This is a genomic window from Cupriavidus sp. 10L43_2, assembly GCF_056395265.1.
Window position 1 is genome coordinate 75538 of the sequence record NZ_JBFTJE010000001.1, and the last position, 19450, is coordinate 94987.

Annotated in this window: 15 protein-coding genes; 3 read left to right on the forward strand and 12 right to left on the reverse strand. The window is 66.4% G+C overall.

Translation table 11 applies throughout. The annotated features are described in order from the left end of the window. Positions 1–3: 3 nt before the first annotated feature. From AC1DEL_RS00315 to AC1DEL_RS00350, 8 genes are all read right to left on the reverse strand, one after another. A complete protein-coding gene (locus tag AC1DEL_RS00315; protein WP_441591187.1) occupies positions 4–1197 on the reverse strand; it encodes an acyl-CoA dehydrogenase family protein in 1194 nt (397 codons plus the stop codon). Further along, positions 1197–1439 carry an acyl carrier protein gene (locus AC1DEL_RS00320; protein ID WP_092294208.1) on the reverse strand — a complete coding sequence of 81 codons (243 nt, stop codon included), beginning with the start codon at positions 1437–1439 and terminating at the stop codon, positions 1197–1199. Before AC1DEL_RS00320 ends, AC1DEL_RS00315 begins: the two co-directional genes overlap by 1 nt. 174 nt (positions 1440–1613) lie before the next feature. Beyond that, the gene (locus tag AC1DEL_RS00325) at positions 1614–3020 is read right to left on the reverse strand and encodes an undecaprenyl-phosphate glucose phosphotransferase (RefSeq protein ID WP_092294206.1); all 1407 of its coding nucleotides are present in this window, start codon (positions 3018–3020) and stop codon (positions 1614–1616) included. A gap of 36 nt (positions 3021–3056) precedes the next feature. Next, positions 3057–3746 carry a phosphatase PAP2 family protein gene (locus AC1DEL_RS00330; protein ID WP_218158028.1) on the reverse strand — a complete coding sequence of 230 codons (690 nt, stop codon included), beginning with the start codon at positions 3744–3746 and terminating at the stop codon, positions 3057–3059. Between the two features lie 351 nt (positions 3747–4097). Beyond that, positions 4098–4400 (reverse strand): hypothetical protein, encoded by a 303-nt coding sequence (locus tag AC1DEL_RS00335; RefSeq protein ID WP_255370794.1) that lies wholly within the window; start codon positions 4398–4400, stop codon positions 4098–4100. A 98-nt stretch (positions 4401–4498) separates the two neighbouring features. Further along, positions 4499–5035 (reverse strand): DNA-binding response regulator, encoded by a 537-nt coding sequence (locus AC1DEL_RS00340; RefSeq protein WP_255370793.1) that lies wholly within the window; start codon positions 5033–5035, stop codon positions 4499–4501. Between the two features lie 323 nt (positions 5036–5358). Continuing rightward, a complete protein-coding gene (locus AC1DEL_RS00345; protein ID WP_092294202.1) occupies positions 5359–6249 on the reverse strand; it encodes a helix-turn-helix transcriptional regulator in 891 nt (296 codons plus the stop codon). Positions 6250–6659: 410 nt separating this feature from the next. Continuing rightward, positions 6660–10334, reverse strand: coding sequence for an autotransporter outer membrane beta-barrel domain-containing protein (locus AC1DEL_RS00350; RefSeq protein ID WP_477125127.1), 3675 nt, complete (start codon positions 10332–10334; stop codon positions 6660–6662). A 275-nt stretch (positions 10335–10609) separates the two neighbouring features. Between AC1DEL_RS00350 and AC1DEL_RS00355 the strand changes: the two genes are divergently transcribed. Then, entirely contained in the window at positions 10610–12205 is a 1596-nt protein-coding gene (locus AC1DEL_RS00355; RefSeq protein ID WP_477125126.1) for a phage integrase family protein, read from the forward strand. A gap of 73 nt (positions 12206–12278) precedes the next feature. On the opposite strand, the gene AC1DEL_RS00360 is transcribed toward AC1DEL_RS00355, so the two are convergent. Next, on the reverse strand, positions 12279–13307 hold the full coding sequence (locus AC1DEL_RS00360; RefSeq protein WP_092294196.1) for a ParB/RepB/Spo0J family partition protein: 1029 nt from the start codon (positions 13305–13307) through the stop codon (positions 12279–12281). Positions 13308–13312: 5 nt separating this feature from the next. After that, positions 13313–13969, reverse strand: a complete 657-nt coding sequence (locus tag AC1DEL_RS00365) for an AAA family ATPase (RefSeq protein ID WP_092294390.1) — start codon at positions 13967–13969, stop codon at positions 13313–13315. A gap of 392 nt (positions 13970–14361) precedes the next feature. Here AC1DEL_RS00365 and AC1DEL_RS00370 point away from each other — a divergent pair, with 392 nt between their 5' ends. Continuing rightward, a complete protein-coding gene (locus AC1DEL_RS00370) occupies positions 14362–14565 on the forward strand; it encodes a cold-shock protein (protein WP_006159056.1) in 204 nt (67 codons plus the stop codon). Between the two features lie 105 nt (positions 14566–14670). Here the strand turns inward: AC1DEL_RS00370 and AC1DEL_RS00375 are convergent, their stop codons facing one another. Together AC1DEL_RS00375 and AC1DEL_RS00380 are read right to left on the reverse strand one after the other, a co-directional pair. Beyond that, the gene (locus AC1DEL_RS00375; protein ID WP_092294194.1) at positions 14671–15765 is read right to left on the reverse strand and encodes a replication protein RepA; all 1095 of its coding nucleotides are present in this window, start codon (positions 15763–15765) and stop codon (positions 14671–14673) included. Between the two features lie 1492 nt (positions 15766–17257). Next, positions 17258–17461 (reverse strand): cold-shock protein, encoded by a 204-nt coding sequence (locus AC1DEL_RS00380; protein WP_008646365.1) that lies wholly within the window; start codon positions 17459–17461, stop codon positions 17258–17260. Between the two features lie 329 nt (positions 17462–17790). Here AC1DEL_RS00380 and AC1DEL_RS00385 point away from each other — a divergent pair, with 329 nt between their 5' ends. Next, positions 17791–19164, forward strand: a complete 1374-nt coding sequence (locus AC1DEL_RS00385; RefSeq protein WP_477125125.1) for an NCS2 family permease — start codon at positions 17791–17793, stop codon at positions 19162–19164. Positions 19165–19450: the final 286 nt, after the last annotated feature.

Here is a 19450-nt window from a genome sequence, read left to right on the forward strand (position 1 = left end):
CTCTCAGGTCCGGTCGGCCAGCAGCAGGTTGGCCGTGTTGGACAGGATGCGATCGTTGTTGATCATCAGCGGCGCCGACCACAGGTCGCGCAGATGGCGCCCCAGGCTGAACGGCGTGCCGTGCTTGTAGCCGGCCATGCCGCAGACCAGCATGGCCTGCTGCACGACTTCGAGCGCCATGGTGGAGACGGCCGTCTTCAGCCCGTTCATCTCGGCGGCCAGGGTGAAGGACGACACCCCCTGGGCCACATGCCGCGCGCGCTGGTGGGCGAGCGCGAGGTCCAGCCGGGCCTCGATCATCTGGAGCAGGCTCACGGCCTCCGCCACGCGCGGCGCGGACGGCGGCATCGAGCCCGGACGCGCGCGCGCCTGGCCCTGGAAGAAGGTCTTGGCGCGCTGCACGGCATCGCCGGCAATGCCGAGCCAGAGTGCGCTCCAGACGATGTGCGACACCGGCGTCATGGTCTCGTCGGCAATCTGGCCGAACGGCACCGGCAGGATCTGCGCCACGTCGCCCGCCGCTTCGAGGCGGAAGCCGTTGCTGCAGGTGCCGCGCATGCCGAGCGTGTCCCAGGTGTTCAGGCTCTGCAGCGTGTAGTCAGCCTTCAGCGCGCAGACCAGCACCTGGTCGGACGGCGCGGCGTCGGCGCTGCGGCGTGCGGTGATCAGGATGCCGTCCGCGTGCGCGCCGTACGAGATCGTCGGCGCCATCTTGAGCAGGTGGAAGCGCTCGCCCTCGGCGTTGACCGCGCAGCCGCTGTTGCGCAGCGCGCCGCCAATGGCTTCCTCCGAGGTGGCCGAGGCCAGCAGCAGCTGCTCGCCCGCCACGCGGGACAGCAGGCCCTCGTGCCACGGGCTGCCCATGCCGTGCTCGAGCACGCACGCCACCTGGATCTGGTGCATCGCGTAGACCATGCCGGTGGCGGCACAGGCGCCGCCCAGCACGCGGCAGATGGCGGCCACGGTATCGAGCGTGGCGCCGGCACCGCCGAGGTGCGTCGGGATCATCGCGCCGAGCAGGCCGTGCTCGCGCAGCGTGACGAAGGCTTCATCCGGGAAGCGCGCGTCGCGGTCCACCGCATCGGCATGCGTGGCGGCGACGGCGGCGGCAGCCTGGGCGGCGGCGATCAGGGCGGCGGGGTCCGCCGGTGCGGGATGCGGCGACGCCTGGTCCACCGCGGCGAGAACGGGGTTCATCACGCAGCCTCCTGCAGTTGCGAGGCCGCCGCCGCGAGCGAGTTCACGCTCTTGAAGAGCTGGCGGGTCAGCATGTGATCCGGAATCTCGATGTTGAACGCGTTCTCGATGGCCAGCATCACGTGCACCGTGGCCAGCGACGACAGGCCCGCCTGGTAGAGGTCGGCCTGATCGTCCAGCGTCTCGATGGGGACGTCGAGGCGGGCCACTTCGGCAAGGATCTGTCGGATGGTTTCCTTCATGGCGTATCTCCTGGTCAGAAGGCAGGTGTGGCGGCGGCCGTGGCGGGCGCCTGTTTAGGATCGGTTCCTGCTCACGGTGCCATTGGGCCGCAGCGGGGGCACGGCTTCGGTGCGGTGTCCAACAAACTCCCCGGGGCACGCGCGACAGGTCACATTGCCGCGCCGGGTCAGCCGTCAGTAGGCGTCCCGGCCGGTCCAGCCGTAGACGGCGGTGTGGCCGATGATGCGGAGGTCCAGGACGAAGGACCAATTGCGGATGTAGAAGATGTCGAACTCGGTACGCCGGCGCATTTTCTCCACCGTGTCGGTGCGACCCCGGCAACCGTTGATCTGCGCCCAGCCCGTGATGCCGGGCTTCACGCGGTGGCGCAGCATGTAGCGGTCCACGATCTCCTTGTAGAGCTCGTTGTGCTCGATGGCGTGCGGGCGTGGGCCGACCACGGACATCTCGCCGCGCAGCACGTTCAGGAACTGCGGCAGCTCGTCCAGGCTGGTGCGGCGCAGGAAGGCGCCCACGCGCGTCACGCGGGGGTCGCCGGGCGCGGCCTGCGTCACGCCGGCATCGGTGTGCGCCACCATCGACCGGAACTTGAAGACGTGGAACGGCTGGCCGTCCATGCCGAGCCGCGCCTGCCGGAACAGGACCGGACCCGGCGAGGACAGCCGCACGGCGAGGGCGATGGCGAGCAGCAGCGGCGACAACCCGAGCAGCACCGCCAGCGCGAACACGCGGTCGAAGCTGGCCTTGACCAGGCCGGTCACGCCCGAGTCGGGCGGGCTGTTGAGGTCGATCACGGGCAGGCCCATGAACTCGGAGAAGCGATGGCCGAGCAGCTCGACGGACATGATGTCCGGCACCCAGCGGATATCGACGAGGTCGTTGCGGAAGTGGAAGACCACGTCGTAGAGGTCGCGGCAGGCCGCCATCGGCAGCGTCAGCCAGATCTCGCGCACGCGGTGGGCGTGTACGAAGGTGCAGACCTGATCGAGCGAGCGCAGCGGGGCCACGCCTTCGGGGAGGTCGTCGGTGCCGGCTTCGTCGTAGATGCCCACCACCTCGTAGCCGGCGCCCGGAATCTGCGCCACGCGGCGGAACATGTCGTGCCCGAGCGGCCCGTAGCCGAGGATCACCACGCGCTTGGCGTTGATGCCCTGCTGGCGCACGCTGCTCAGGGTGCCGTAGAGCACCACGCGCGAACTCACCAGCCCGACCGCCGACCACGCCACCCAGAGCACCGACCACAGCCGCGACACGCCAGCCACCTGGTGCAGCAGGAAGGCGGACACCAGCGCCAGCAGGCAGACCACGCTCCAGGCCGCCAGCACGCGCACGGCCAGCCCGGCCTTGCTGCGTCCGCGCCAGGACCCGTACAGGCCGCAGGCGGGAAAGATCAGCAGCGCGCCCAGCGCGCAGAAGGCGGTCAGGAAGCCATGGACCGGCGCGGCGCCGCGCAGGCCTTCGGGGAAGACCAGTTCGCCGATGGCAAAGCCGGTGGCGCCGATGACGAGGGCGTCGGTCGCGCGGTACAGGTACTGGAAGGTTCCCTGTCGCCCAGCGACGAAGGCGCGCACTGCTGACATGTTGGTTCTCCTGCCGGGGCGGAGCGGGCCACCCTGTCAGGTATCGTCGTGCTGCCGGGCGGGCGGGTCTGTTTGGTGGCGCACACAGCGCGCGGCGTCGCCGGTCAGCGCGGCAGCGTGTCCCTGTCGCGCTTCATGCCTGCCGTGCCCACCCAGCCCATCGTGCCATTCGCCGCGCCGGTAGGGCTCCTCCCGCCCGGCGAGATGGCTGGCGATGCGCTCGAGCATGCCATGCGTCGGCAGGCTCACCGACGGATGCGGCGCCGCCAGCGCCAGCAGCAGCACGACGCCCGCCACCACGCGCGGCGCGGCGCGCAGCGGCCGGGCGGACCAGACCAGGAAGCTGGCGCTCGCGCCGAAGCCCAGCGCCAGCCCGGCCACGATCTCGGCCGGCGAATGTACCTCCAGCGCCAGCCGCGACACGCCCACCACGATGGCAACCGCCACGCTCACTGCCACGGCCACCACCGCCATCACGCGATGGCGCTCCGGCACCAGCAGCCGCGCCAGCACCGGCAGCACGGCGGCGGCCATCGTGCTGTGCCCGGAGATGCCGGTGAAGTCGAAGGCGCGGCTGCCGATGCCCCAGCCCATGAAGGCCAGCTTGCTGGCCACGACCAGCGCCACGGCGCCGCCGAACGTGAGTGCCCAGCGCATGGCGTTGTCGCGGTCGTGCGGGGCGCGGCCCGACTGCAGCCACGCGAACACGACGAGCGCGCAGGGCATGAGCAGTGCGCTTTCGCCAACGCGGGAGACAAGGGGCCAGACAGACATGGTGCGGCAGCTCACAGAAAAGGATGACGGGGTTAGGCCGGCTGACGGAGGTTCGCACCGTCGCGCCCGCAGTGTGCGACGCAATGTTCAGCCGCCTCAACCAGCCAGAAGGTGGAGACGGTGCCGCGCGGCGTGCCGCCGGCGGGCGCGCGCCCGGCGCGGGGCATGCGTTTGCGCGGGAAGGTGGAGGCCCGGTGACCGGGGCGTGCGCCCCATGCGGCGCGTGATGCTTCTGGCCAATACGCCCGTTGCCGGCGTTTGGCTATCGTCACATGAATGGCGCACGTCCAGGACGGCGCCATTTCAAAGCCCGCATGGTCCCCCGGTCGGCGGGCTTCTTTTTTGGCGCGACGCCTCGTCGTCGTCCGCCGCGATCATCGCGCGCGCGGTGGCCATGTGCCGGGTGGCCTCCCGCTCGCCGAACTCGCACGCGGCGAGGACGGCGGCCGCCTCGGTGGCGAAGCACCGGCCGTGCAGCTCGCCCCGAAACAACAACGGCCCGCCTCCTGCGATGGCGAGCCGAATCTCGAAACAACATGCCCACTTGCCCCGGCCCTCGCGCACGGCAAAGCCATGCACGACCAGGATATTGACTCCGTGTTCCATACGACCCCCTGCGTCGCCACGGCGGCCGGCCTCTCAAAGGCACCGGCTTCAGACCGTGGACTTCTCGCAAGCATAGGTCGCGCGACGCAGCCGCGCCTTCATCCGGTTGCCGTAGTGCCGTCAGCGGAGTGGGGGTGGGGGTAGAGGTGGGAGACGGGCGCGGTGCCGGCATGGCGCGGCTGGGCGCGCAGCAGCGCCAGGGCCGCGCGCGGGAAGCACTGGCCGCCGGCCCAGACCAGCGCGGCGGCGGCACAGACCAGTTCGATCGGGGCGGGCACGGCCAGGCAGCCGCTGGCGCCGATCTGCGCGGCGTAGACCATCAGCGCGGCATCGAGCGAATCGGACAACACGAGCCAGCGATGCGGGGCCAGCCGCTCGCGCACGCGGTCCAGCAGCGCGCGGGGGTCGCCCTCCACGCCGCTGCAGTCGACGATGGCCATGTCCACCGGGGCGTCCGGCACGGTCTCGGAGGCGTCCGGATTGTCGATGGAGGCGGCGCGCGCCTCCGGGTCCGGGGTATCGAGCAGCCAGTCAGGCGCGTGCCATCGCACGGGCATGGAGATGTCCTGCCCCTCCATGCGTCTGGCGAGGATGCGGCACATCATTTCGTTGCTGGCGATCAGGTAGGTCGTCATCGACAGAGATCGGGCATGTTGGACGTCTGCGCGGCGCGGCATGGGTCACCGCTGGCGCGACGGTTATCGGACGTCGGTTCACTGAACGCGTGCCGATTGGGCACACGCACGACCTACCCGCGCGGCAGGCGCAGCCGGGAAGGCACAGATGGCAGGCTGGGGATGGATGACGGTGGCGGCGTGCGTCGGGTGACGCCGTCCGCAATGGGTCTGCAAATCGGCCTGCAATAAAGCTAGCAACCGCAGCCGGTCACCGCCTCATGCTTTCGGATGAGGGCGGGCCGGCAGAAGGGGGACGCGAGCGGATGGCTGCGCGACCGCGCTCAGGCGGCCTCACAGGCCTCCCGGGACTGCAGGACGGCGGACGGGCGGATCGAGGCCGGCGCGGTGACCGTCGGCCCTTGCCAGTTCAGCGTGGCGCCGCGCTGGAGCGCGACGTAGACCGCCTCGCCCTTGTTGCGCACGTGCAGCCGCTGATAAAGCGTGCATGCATGGGTCTTCGCCGTGGCCACCGAGATATTGAGCAGCCGGCTGACGGTCTTGATCGGATAGCCGCGCGCGAGCAGGGCCAGCACTTCGTACTGTCGCTCGGTGATATTGAGCAGATGGGCGCCTGCCGTCGGGGTTTCCAGCGGCGTGGCGTGCGACTGCGGGCCGTGGCTCGGCACACCGTGCAGCGGCACGACGATCGGCGCGGCGGCATGGCGGCTGTCGCGGCCGTCGGCGTAGGCTGCGGGCACCGGCACCGGCACCGGCGCGGCGTGGGCATGCTCGCCGCCCAGTTGGGCGTACGGATGGGCAGCCGGCTCGGCGCCACGCATGACCGGGAGCTGCGACGGGAAGCATTCGCCCCCGGCCAGCACCAGGCGGATGGCGGCTTCGAGCGCCTCGGCGGAGCAGGCTTTCGCCAGCAGGCCGCGCACGGTCTCGGGCAGGCCGAATTCGGGCAGCGGCGCCGGCACGTGTTCGGCCAGCACCAGCACGCGTTGCGGCTCCAGCCGCTGGCACAGGCCGGCGAGGCCAAGCCAGCCGGCTTCCGCATCGGCGGGCAGGCCATAGATCAGCAGATCGGCGTGGTGCGTCCAGGGATCCGGTTCATGCAGGGACTGGGGGTCGATATCGACGAGATCGCCGGGAACATGCGCCTGTGCCAACAGGTGGCGCAGCCCAAGGCGGAGCAAAGGATGTGGCTCGAGCAACAGGATGGTGGCCATGGCCGCTCACTTCTTATTGGCGCGCGCGGATGCCGCGTACAATCCACTGCGCGCTGATTGGACATGCTCCGCTTTTGGCACGGCTGCACGCCCATACGATAGGTATCGCCTCCTGAGCCTCGCAGCGTTTCCCGTCCTGGCTCGCTGCTGTCCTGCCCGGCCCTCCCTCGGAGGATGCCTACCGCCCCGTTTCGCGTATGACACGCGTTAGATGCTTCGCAACTCAGATTCAAATTAAATTGAATTCTGGTGTTCAGCATAGGAAGCACGCGGAGTGATTGCAAGCGAATGCTGCATTGCGGGGGTTTTCCCGTGTTGGGTTTTTGCCTAGGCTGCTTGCGGCACAAAATGCCTCATCCAGCACTTTTACAGCGGGTGTTTGCCATACATCACATGTATGACACCCGCGCTCACCACGTATATTTCGCCCCGATCCGGGCCGCATACTGGTGGAAACTTTGCGCCCCCCAGGCGCCCGACACGTTGGCCCAGCCGGTCCAGCGCGTCGAGATCGACAGGTTGAGCCCCAGCTTCAATTCATAGCGATTCGACGGATACAGCGTGCCGAGCGGCACCTCGTTGAAGCGGACGCTGCTGTCCGTGCTGGTATGCCACCAGTTCACAGTCACGTACGGCTGCCACTTGCGCGCGTCCGCACGGACATAGGTGCGATGCAGCCGCACGCCGAGCCGCGTGATGAGGCCGGTGGAGTCGGCACCCGCGATACGCGTGCCGTTGGGCTCGGTAATGTCGTGTTCGCGGTAGTCGACGTAGATCAGCTGCCCCTGCGGCTCGATCACCCAGTCGTGGCGCAGCGGCACGGCGTAGCCCAGTTCGCCCGAGACCGCCCAGCCCTGCGCGTGGTACTTCACGGTGGGCAGGGTGTCGCCTTCGACCTTGTTGTCGAACCAGCCGTACTGGAACCACGTATCTATATAGGTACCGAGCTTGCGTTCGTCGTTCTGGTACCAGGTGCCGTACGCGCCCACGCTGAAGCCCTCCACCTTGCCGCTGGCGGACGCCGGGTTGCCGGCCGCCTTCGCGTCGCTGCTGGCATAGCCGTAGCTGCCCATCAGCCCCAGATGCAGGCGGTCTTCCTCACTCGCCACCTTCCATTTGGCGAGTTCCGCGCCCCCGTGCAGCAGGAAGCTGTCGGTATCGACCTTGAAATTGCCGTCCTGGCTGCGGCTGCCCTCCCATTTGCCGACCACGCGCAGCCATCCCGAGCGCGGCTTGTCCTCGGCCTTGTCGAACGGCTGGCCTTCCACGTACTGCGGCTCGCCCAGGCGGTCGTGCAGGCTGTGCACGAACATCTGCCCGGCCAGGCGCTGGTTGGCGAGATAGGCGGCCACCTCGGGGCGGAACAGCGCCTGCCCTGGCGTGGGCGGCCCCGGCGGGGGCGGATCGGGTGACGGATCGCGCTCGGAGCGCAGGTACCAGGCATCGGCCTGACTGCCGTCCAGGCTGCCCCGGTACAGGCGGTACTCATAGGGGCCGGCCACGGCGCGGCGGGCCAGCGCGAAGCTGCCGGGAGCGGTGGTGCCGCCGTTGACGGCATCGACGACCAGGATGCCATCGCGCTGCGTGATCGCGCCGGTGCCGCCGGCGTTGGTGATCGTAAGCCCGGTGGTGCCGGACGCGGTGCCGGTGTCGATGACGAGCCTGTCCGACGGTGCGTTGTCGCCGGCCAGCACCGTGTTCAGGCCGATGCCGCCCGCGGCGCCCGTGTAGGTGTTCACCGTCAGCGTCTTGAACGTGCCCGCCGACGGCGGCGTGAACAGGATCTGGCTCGCGGCGTTGGTGAGCGTGGTCAGCGTCGAGTTGCCGGTGAGGTGCCACGTGGTCTGGTCGCGCAGGGTGACGATGGACGTGGTGCCCGGTAGCGTGGTCGCCGCCCCGGTCAGCGTTGAGGCCGAGACATCGACGGTGGCGACATCGCCCACGGCCAGGGGCTTTTTGATCGCTGGCAGGGGGGCCGCGAGCGGCGCGACCGAATCGGACGGCGGGGTTGAGGGATCGTCGACGGACGGCAGCGGCTCCGGCCGGCCGATGGGGGCCTCGGGCGGCGGCAGCGTCGGAAAGTCCCCGATCGAGCCGACGCGGAGCCACTCGACGCCCGAAACCGTCGAGCCGGCCAACGTCACGGTGCCCGGCCCGGCCACGGCGATGGCGGGGCCGCTCCGGCTGGTCAGCACGGAGGCGGTGAAATCCGCGCCGGTGGGCACCTGCGCGGTGAACGTGTCGTTGTAGCCGGCCACGTAGAGCGCGGCGGCGTCCGCGTTGCTGGCGGTCACGGTCGCCCGGTTGCCGCTGACCTGGCCGGCGTCCAGCGCCACGGCGCCGTGCGCGCCCACGCCACTGGTGCTCACGGTGGCGTTGTCGATCAGGACGAGGCTCAGCGCGTTGCGCGCAAAGGCGCCATGCGCGGCGGCCCCTTCGGTCGTCACGCTGGACCCGGACAGCGCCTCGACCCGGCCTTTCGACACGGCGCGCAGCCCCATCGCGCCCGTGCCGTGCGTGATGACGGTGGTGCCATTGGTCAGGGAGACCCGCGCGGGCACGTCGAGCACGGTACGCGCCTGCGCCAGCGCGCCGTGGGCGATCTCGCCCATCGTCTCGATGTGGGACGCCGTGGCTACCACCGTTGCCACGTTGGGCTTGAGCGGGTCCACCCCCGCGTAGACACCGATGCCGTTGCGGCCGTCGGTGAGTACTGAGGTCTGGTTGATCTCGATCGTGCCGCCATCGTCGGCGGCCACGCCAATCGCCTCGTCGCCCCGGTTGTGGATGGCGAGGCCATTGGTCACGAGCCGCGCATTGGGCAAGGCGGCCGTGACGCCCTTCACGCGCTGGGCGCGGGCCGTGGTGCCGAAGGTATCGACCGTGCCGCCGTTGATCGTCGCCAGGCCGTCCTGGGTGATAGCGATGCCGGGTGCGTTGGCGCTGCCCGTGGAGACGATCGCCACGCCCTCGGTGGTCAGGGTCGAGCCCACGCCGCCGACATTCACCGTGGGCACCTGCCCGCCACTGCTGAGGGTGCCGCGCGTGATCGACATGCGCGAGCCGGACCCCAGCGCGATGGCGGCACTGCCCGCGCTATCGACCGAGACGTCGGTCAGCATGGCGTCGCTGTTGCCAGTGACCGACACGCCGCGATAGGTCGGCGCGCTGACCGTGCTGTTCGTCAGGGTCGCAATGCCGCCCAGGTCGACCGCGACCCCGGCGGAATTGTTGCCGCTGGCACGGATCGTAGCCTGGTCGATGGTGGCCGAGGAGCCGGTGCCCGACACGAACACGCCGTGCGCCATCGTCGCCGGCCCGCCGGTGAGCAGGTTGCCGCTGCCGCCAATGGCAATGCGACCGCCCGAGACCGCGGCGGCGGCGGCCACGGGGCCGCTCGCGGCATTGCCAGTGCCGGTGGCCGTGAGCGTGCTGATGGACAGCTCGATGGCGCCGCCCAGTTCGGCGCGCGCGGCATTCGAGAAGTTGGACGCCACCGCGACGGTGTTGCCGGAACCGGTGATCAGGCTGCCCGCGCCGGTGGCCACAAGCCCATTGTTGAAATTGCGCCCGCTGCCGGCGGCGCCCACGGTCAGGTTCGATTGGGTCAGCGTCACGGACCCGCCGCCTTCGGCCCGTACGCCCTGCATCGACACCGAGTTGGCCGGCGCCAGGTTGAGCCGGACGTTATCGGCCACCACGCGGGAGCCCGCGCCAACGGCCTTGAGCCCAACCTGGCTGGCCGCCGCCGCACCGTTGGAGGTGGTATTGATGGCGCCGCCCGTCAGCGAGACCCGGGCCCCGCTCAAGGCGTTGACGCCGTTCGCATTGGCCACGCCGAGGCTCAGCGTGACGCCGGACGCCGTCACATCCGCACCGGCGCCGGTGCCGGTGATCGCCACCGGCGCCGCTACCGTGGTGCCGATGGCCGAAGCGCTGATCGTGCAGGCTGTGGTGGCGGATACCTGCCCCGTGCCGATGGTCGGGCAGGCCGCCTGCCCGTGCGCGGCGGGAGACAGACTCGCCAGAACGACGCCGCCCACGGCGCCCACGCCGACGCCGGCCTTTCTCCGCCTGCTGACCATGGGTCGCCTCCCTTCGCCCGCTTGGTCTTAACACTGACCAGCGAGGTTTCCTCATTCTGGAGACTGGGCTGAAGAACGGAAGTCAAATGTTTGGCGGTCTGTTTTAAGCGTTTCAGCGAAACCGGCAGACGGTGAGCCCAGGGGGCCATCCCGGGCAAATCCCTTGGCTTCCCATCGAAAATAATTTACATTGCACTTTGATATTCAAAAGTGCCTGGTACGGATTGGCACTCCCCTAAAGTTGTTATAACTCAATCACTTACCACCCCTTCTTCATGAGCACGGATCCCGACACGCTCGCCGCTACCAAGCTCACTCGAACCGAATTTGCAGTGGTGCGGGCGTATGCCCAGGGCATGCGGCCGGTGGACATCGCCAATCGCTACCTGCTCGATCCGGACGATGACGATGTGCTGACCGAGCATCAGGCAGTGCAGCGCATCCTGACACTGCGCGACCGGCTGGTGCAGTTCGCGCTCCAGCACGACCGGCCCGATATCGCGGCCATGTTCGAGGCGCTGCGCGGGCGGTCTGACGCCGGGATGACGCGCCGGGTGGACGCGTTGTCGTCCATCGAGCGGCTCGGCCAGGGCCGGCCGCTGCCGGGGCATCAGGTATCGCTGTGGTTCCGCCCCAGCCTCGCCCGCCGGCTGGCGACGGGGGGCGTGCGCACCATCGCCGATTTGACTGATCTGGCGAACCAGCGGGGCAGTAGTTGGTGGCGTGCCGTGCCACGCATCGGCCAGCAATCCGCCGAAGTCATCACACGATGGTTGGGTCAGCAGCAGTCGGTGATCGCGACGGCGGTGCGGCCATATGTGCTTTCTCCGTCACAACACCGGAGCAGACCCGCACTGGTCCCGGAGCGGCTGGGGCCGGCGATGCGCGAACCCGTTCCGCTCGAACACATGCTGGCGCCATCGTCTGGCGACCCCGGCGCGGCGGTGCTCGGGGATGACCTGCGGTTCATTCGGGACTGGGTAGCCCGCCACAGCGGCTCCCCGCATACGGCCGGGAGCTATCGACGGGAGGCGGAGCGGCTGCTGCTCTGGGTCGCCCAGCAGCGTGGTTCGGTCCGGGGGCTGGAGACGGATGATCTCGTGCGCTACCGCAGCTTTCTGGCGGATCCCCAGCCGGCGGCCTTCTGGTGCGGCCCGGCGGGCGCCCGAGACCGGGCGCACTGGCGGCCGTTCGAGGGACCACTCGGCGCGAGCTCGATCGAGGCTTCCCTGCGTGTGGTTCGCGCCCTGCTCCGGGCGATGGTGCGGGCGGGGGTGCGGCAAGGCGGTGCGGCTGTACCGGCCGGGGGCGTACCCGTTGCTGCGTCGGAATCTATCGAAACGAATCGCTCGAATTTGCTTCCGCCCGGTGTTGTCGATGACTTCCTGGCATGGCTCGGGGCGGTGGAGGCCTCCCCCAGACACCGGGCCGCACGGGCGACGGCGCTGCTGGTGCATCGGCACGGGGTGCGGATTTCGGCACTGCCGGCGATGCGGCTGGGGGATGTCCGGCTCGCCGGACGCAGCGCGCGGCTGCTGCCCGGGGCCCGAAATGAATCCGAAGATTCAGGTTTGCGGCTCGATGAAGACGTCTGGATGGCGCTGCGCGCGCACTGGGCCGATCGCGGGATTCAGGTGGAGGCCGGCTGGAACGCCGACGCCGCCCTGCTCGCACCAAGCGAATTTCCGGCCACGGCGCGGGGTCGCGCCAAGCAGGCGCAGGTCGGTGCGGGCTACGCCGCGAGTGGTTTGGACCAGTTGCTACGGGGTACCTGGAAGCGCTTCGCGGCGGGCCGAGAACTGGCCGAAATTGGGTTCACGCCGCGCCTCCTGGCGCTCGCCGGGCGTCCGTTGCCGGACGGCCCAAAATGACCCCGAGCGTACCTTTTGCTGCGATCCAAATGTTCGATGAAACAATGAGTTAGCGAACGCGACTGCAAAAAACTCAGAGTAGCGTTTTATCCAATCCGAAGCGTGCCTTAAGGACCTCGAGCAGGTCCTCCCGGGCATTGCGGTCGGACAGCTGAACATCGAGCATTACCCGGCCCGAATCCCACTCCTTGATCGTGCCCAGAAGCTGCCCCGACTCGGTCCGGATCTTGTACTGCCGGCTGATCTCCTTGACCTTGCGCGACTTCCCTTCCTGCGCATGTTTACGGATCGCCTCGACCTCGCGGCTGGACAGGCCGTCGTTCATGATGCGCGTCGCCAGATCACGCGTGCGGTCTTCGCCGGCGATCTTGCAGAACAGCGTCAGCTCGTAACCGGCGGCAATCCCGATGGCGCTCGGTCGCTCACGCATCACGCCGAGCACCGAGTCCGGCAGCTTCAGCAGCGCCAGGGTCTTGTTAACCGTGCCCGCCGACATCCCGGTCAGCTCGCAGATCTCCTCCTCCTTCTGGACCTTGCCTTCGTCCAGCAACTGCCGCCAGGCAATCGCGTTGTCGAGTGCGGACTGGTCCGAGCGCTGCTCGTTGAGCAGGAACGAGAGTCGGTAGAAATCGAGATCGCTGAGGTCGCTCTCGATAAAGCATTCCATCTCGAGCTTGCCGGCCGAGGCCAGGGCGCGCTTGCGATAGTGACCATCGATGAGGATGTAGTGCCCGGGGCGCACCGGGTCCGGCGCCGCCAGACCGGGCGTTTTCTGCCCATGCGTAGCGATCGACGCAGCACGTTCCTGGACCACTGCGGGATCATAAATTCGACGCGCATTGAAAGGATTGTCGTGCAGTTGCGCAATGGGGATCTTGATCAGCGTTCGACCCGTTTCAGTCGGTTCCGCACTTTCAGCGCTGAAAGTTTGGATTTCGGCAACTACCGGACGCTCGGGACGCTGGGTCTGGAGCAGGCCATTCGGGTGCTGGGAGATCGCCGCTTCCGCCCTGGCGAAGCGATCCATCGTGTCGTTGCGGGTTTTCTCCGCCGCCATGCCGGCCAGCATGCCGGCCTTCAGGCTTTTCAGTTTCGTTGCCATGGGAATTACTCGATCAGGGACAGGATTTCGTCGACCATCATGTCGACCTCCTGCACGGCCTCGCGGGCGCCCGGCACACCGTGCACGGTGCAGCCGATGGCCTGGCATTCCCGGAACGCCGAACGGGAGCCGATCAGGGCGTTCAGCAGCGGCACATCACCGTCATCCCCCAGGATCTCGATGGCCTGGCGGGCAATCGAGACACGTCGCTGGACCATATTGGCCATCACGCGTATCTGCAGGGTCTCATTCTGGACCTGTGCATGCTGCGCAAGCGTCTTCGCTGCGACGGCCGCCCACAGGTCAGGCGGCGACGGGACAACCGGAATGATCGCGAGGTCGGAAATCAGGAGCGCGCTCGACGGCGCGGCCGAATGCACGGCGGGCGGGCAGTCGACAAGGATGTAGTCGTAGTCGTGGATGAATTTGCGGACTTCGCGGTGCATCGCGCCGCCGGACGGCGCCAGGCCGATCACGGAAGCGGGAAATGGGCGTTCGTCGGTCGCCTGTGCGGCCCATCGCGTGGCGGTGCCCTGCTCATCCATATCGACAAGCATGGAACGGGCGCCGCGCAGGCCCAGCGTGCCAGCCAGGTGCATGCTTACCGTGGTCTTGCCACAGCCGCCTTTCTGGTTGAACACGGTAATGATTTTTGCTGCCACACTGGCCTCACTTTCAGCGCTGAAAGCGCACATGACGAGTTCTCTACAGGCGGAACTGTAGCCAAATCGGCAGTGCGCTACAACCCATTTTTCATTATTCAAATTTTATGTCTCGTAGCGTGATACCTCCACGCCACGGTGAAAGGGTAAACACCGCCTACCTTAAATTTGCGGAGATTTCCTCTTGAAAAGAGGCAGAGAATCCGCCTAAAGTAAAGATAGTGCGCATTACCCCGCACATGACACAGCAGAACAAACTGGTTATGATGCGCGCTACAGTCGAGTCAAGTCGTGTCAACCTCGTTGGCTTCCGTTCGGTATCTACGAGACCTCAACGTGCTTGAACGGTTGTTTGCGTTGTGTACAAGAACTTGCTTCGAAAGGAAATTCCTATGGCAACCGGTACGGTCAAGTGGTTTAACGAGACCAAGGGCTTCGGCTTCATTACCCCGGACGACGGTGGTGCAGATCTGTTCGCGCACTTCTCGGAAATCCAGGGCTCGGGTTTCAAGACCCTGAAGGATGGTCAGCGTGTGACGTTTGAAGTGAAGCAGGGCCCCAAGGGTCTGCAGGCATCGGCGATCAAGCCCGCCTGACCCTGTCTCACTGAACGTCCTGCCATGCGCGCAAGCGCGTGACGGGTAAAAGAAAAAGGCAAGCGCTCGTCGCTTGCCTTTTTCGTTCCAGCGGTCAGTTCGCCTTCAGGCCAGCTTGCGAACGCTCGTGCGGGACGGCTGCAGGACCAGGGCTTTCGACGAATCGGCGTCGACCTTGGCGCCCGGATACACCACCAGCACATCCTTGAGCGCCTTGCGGAACAGCGCGCGGAACTTGCGCTCGCTCTCGGTCTCGGTACCGAACTGCATCTGGAGCGCTTCCCAAGGGATCTCGGTGCGTCGTTGGATCGTGAAGAACCGGTAGGTCAGCCACGAATACACGTCCAGTGCGAACGGCGACTGCTTGAGCGCCTTGAGCGCGCGCATATCGACCGGTACGGGACGGTTCACCAGCTCGTTGAAGAACGGCTCGGAGAGCACCACGAAGCTCTCGAACATCGAGCCCTGACCGGGCTGCATCGGGTCCCACCACGTCGACAGCTGGTCGGCCAGCAGGTAGCCCACACGGTCGATCGACAGGGGTTCGTGATTCGGCGTCTGATTGGGCGTCGGCGTCGACTTGTTCTGCACGATCGCAATGGTCGCCGAGAACAGCCGGATCATTTGCTGGCGCACCAGCGTCATGGTTCCGCGCTTGCCGCCGGTGGCCATCGGAATGCCGAGGTTGTACATGAATTCCGACAGCGAATTGCCGAGCGAGATGCGGCGGTCCTCGACCGTGCCCGTAAACTCGCCGCGCTTCTTCTTCGCCATGATTTCCTTGCCGATCCAGGCAAGCATCAAACGCGGATAGGAGCCGTACGGATACCCGAGCGACACGGTTTCGGAGACGAGCTTCTGACGACCATTGGCCGCCCGTTCGGAGCGCTGCTGCGTGAAGTAGCCCGGCTGGATCATCAGCGAGATGTTGCCGCTGGTGCGCGTCCACACGGGCGGCGCGCCCTTCGGGGCGCGATACGGCAGGGTTACCTGCACGCTGGCGCGGCTGAGGAAGCCCACTTCGCCACTGTGCCAGGCGTCCTCGCGCTCCATCGCCTGGGCCTCGTCGAAGAGGCGCTGGAATTTCTCGGACGGAACCAGGACGTTCTCGTTACCGGGAACGATGATGCGGGAAGGCTCGTGATCCCCTTGCAGGACGGAGCGATCCCCCTCGGTGGCCAGGGAGCGTTTGATGGGCATATTGACGGGCTTCGGATTACCCGCCTTTTTACGCGAACCCGTAAACGTTGTCACGCAGAAACAGGTACGTATACGTTCTTTGTGTGTTTTGGCTGTCCGGTCGCGTTGCCCCCGAGCTTGCGGTTCCCTGTCAGCGCTGACGGCTTGTCTGCAAGCGATCTGTTTCGGGTGTCGGGTTTCTCACGACTGGCAGGATGGCCGGCATGCGGTGGGCAACCCGCCAGGGTTGTCCACGGTTGGCGGCGCATCAGCTACAAGTAAACGATACCGTTACGGGTTAACTACTTGTAAACCGTATACGGAGGGAAACCGCCGTTGATTTCAAAAGGGAAAAGTACGCCCCGCGAACCCGATTCTGCGTGGAAGCGTACTCGATTCTGCGAAGCCCCGAACCCGAATCTGCGGCTGGGCGAACCCGTTTCAGCGGAAACAGCGAACCGGATTCTGCGGGGATAACTCACTGATCCCACAGGCTTTTCCACAGCGGGAGGGGCAAAAAGCGTACCTGTTTCTGCGCGAACCGTACCCGACGGCCGTTTCCCTGCGTGGAGGGGCTGTGAACAACCGCGTTATCCCCGCAGAAATGGGTGCGCCGTGAGGTTTCCAGCCAGTCGATGCGTACCCGATTCTGCGGGCCAAGCGGCTCAAAGCGTACCTATTTCTGCGCTGGGCCGGTTCGAAGCCTCCCAGCCTCGTTGCGTACCAGTTTCTGCGGCGTACCCAATTCTGCGAGTTGGCAGCATTTTGCTGCGCTGCCGGGAACCGTACCCATTTCTGCGGCGATTCCAGCGCCAGCAAATGCCAAGTGCGTACCCAATTCTGCGCAAACTGCGGGCGCAATGCGTCAGCCTGCAAAACCAGTCCGACTATAGCATTGGCTTTGCTTAAAAGCCAGTACTCACTCTCAACGTATACCGAATCAAACCGAGGAATCCGCTGCGTACCCGTTTCTGCGCTACGTTGACGCCCCGCAGTGCCGCTCGGAACGTATACATCTCCCGCGCCCTGAGCGACCGTACCCGTTTCTGCGCGTGCATCCACACCTCCGACGTCACCTGCTGCTGAAACCGTACCCATTTCTGCGACCCCATACGAGGCTGCGGACCGTATACGGCGGGCTTTCGCGGCGTACCCGATTCTGCGGGGACAACTCGCGGGGGATTCCCACCCTAGCCAGGCAAAAATCGAAGGAAACCGGCCTCGAGCGATGGGACGCCACAAGCCAATGCGTACCCGTTTCTGCGTGCGATAGCGGCCTGCCGAGGCGACGGCTAGCCGCCAGCCGTACCCATTTCTGCGGAGATCAATCAGGAAGGCGTACCCGTTTCTGCGGCGCGACTGCGCGGGGCACGAAAAAAGACGCACGACAAATTGAAGCCGGTCGACCTGGAAGCCCGATCTGGCGGAAAACAGGCGAAAAAAAACCCCGCCAGTGATGGCGGGGCTCTTTCGGTTGCTGGCACACCTTGCGGCGTGCCGGAGCTACCTTGGCTTACAGCGGCGTGATGTTCGCAGCTTGCAGACCCTTCGGGCCGTTCTTGACTTCGAACGACACGCGTTGGTTTTCCTGCAGCGACTTGAAGCCGTCGGCGCGCACTTCGGAGAAGTGGGCGAACAGATCATCACCGCCTGCGTCCGGCTTGATAAAGCCGAAGCCCTTGGCGTCATTGAACCACTTGACGATACCGGTTTGCATGGTATTGCTTTCCAAAAAAAGATAAAAAAGAAACCGATGGTGCACACACCATCGCACTGCCAACTCAAGGAAAGGACACCATGGACAACCGAAGTACCAACGGTGGCTAACGAATGAACTGTTGCCTCGTCGCTTGAATCTAGCTGTGGTTTATACGGGGGATTCGCGGCTTCGTCAAGGTGGGGATTCCCCGCCAGGGGCTGGCACCGTCACGTTGGCCTATGGGATCATCCCGCCTTTTGCCTATTGTCTGTCATGCAGCCCATGGCTGCCGCCCGGGCCGGGCGAGCCAGACGAAAGCAGGCGCAACACATTCCAGGAGACCCTACATGTCCCTACCGAACCCCGCCGAGCGGCCGGGAAGCGATTCCGCGCCCGCCTTCCAGTCCAGCCAGGCCAGCGCCAGCCTGGCCGAGCGCCTGTTCCGCCTGGCCGAGCACAACACGAACGTGCGCACTGAAGTGCTGGCCGGCGTGACCACGTTCCTGACGATGGCGTACATCATCTTCGTCAATCCGAGCATCCTCGGCGATGCCGGTGTGCCCAAGGACGCGGTGTTCGTCGCCACCTGCTTGGCCGCGGCCATCGGCACGCTGATCATGGGGTTCTTTGCGAATTATCCGATCGCGATGGCGCCGGGCATGGGCCTCAACGCCTACTTTGCCTATACAGTCGTCAAAGGCATGGGCCTGCCGTGGGAAGCGGCGCTCGGCGCGGTGTTTATCTCGGGCTGCCTGTTCCTGCTGGTCACGCTGTTCCGCATCCGGGAGATGATCGTCAATGGCATCCCGCATGCGATTCGGGGTGCGATCACGGCGGGCATCGGGCTGTTCCTGGCGATCATCGCGCTGAAGAACGCCGGCATCATCGCGGCCAGCCCGGCCACCCTGGTGACCATCGGCGATCTGCACCAGCCTCCCGCGATCATGGCGACTATCGGGTTCTTCGTGATCGTCGCGCTGGACCGCCTGAAGGTGAAGGGTGCGATCCTGATCGGCATCCTGCTCACCACCGTGCTCAGTTTCCTGTTCGGCGGCAACACCTTCCACGGCGTGTTCTCGGCCCCGCCGTCGATCGCGCCCACGCTGTTCAAGCTCGATATCGCCGGCGCGCTGTCCATCGGCATCATCAACGTGGTGCTGGTCTTTTTCCTGGTCGAGCTGTTCGATGCCACCGGCACACTGATGGGTGTGGCCAACCGCGCCGGGCTGCTCAAGGCTGGCAAGATGCACCGGCTCAACAAGGCGCTGATGGCCGATAGCACTGCCATCATGGCCGGCTCGCTGCTCGGCACGTCGTCGACCACCGCCTATATCGAGAGCGCGTCTGGCGTGCAGGCCGGCGGCCGCACCGGCCTGACCGCCGTGACCGTGGCCGTGCTGTTCCTGGCCTGCCTGTTTATCGCGCCGCTGGCCGGCACGGTGCCGGCGTATGCCACCGCGCCGGCGTTGCTCTATGTCTCCTGCCTGATGCTGCGCGAGCTGGTCGACATCGACTGGACCGATGTCACCGAGGTCGTCCCCGCCGTGCTCACCGTCCTCGGCATGCCGTTTACGTACTCGGTGGCCAATGGCGTCGCGTTCGGCTTTATTGCCTACGCGGTGCTGAAGCTGCTGACCGGCCGCGCGCGCGAAGTACCGGTCATGGCGTGGATCATCGCCGCCGTGTTTCTGTTCAAGTTCTATTACCTGCCGGGGCACTGAAACCGACCGAAAACGTCCGACGCCGTACCCGATTCTGCGTTAAATGTGAGCGCTCATTAACCTGACGGGTCGCCTGCAGTGTGAGATTCTGATCTCACACTTAAGTATGAGACATGGCTGAAACCGATCACTTCGGGCTGGACAAACCGTCTCAAATGCACTGAACTAGAGGCGAAGTAGAAGAAGGGCGCGTGAGAGCGCCCTTTCTTGACTCCGGCCTATATGGAGGGCCGCGGCCCGCGCGCGGCGGCCGCCATCGGCCGAGAGCGTCCAACGAGACCGTCTC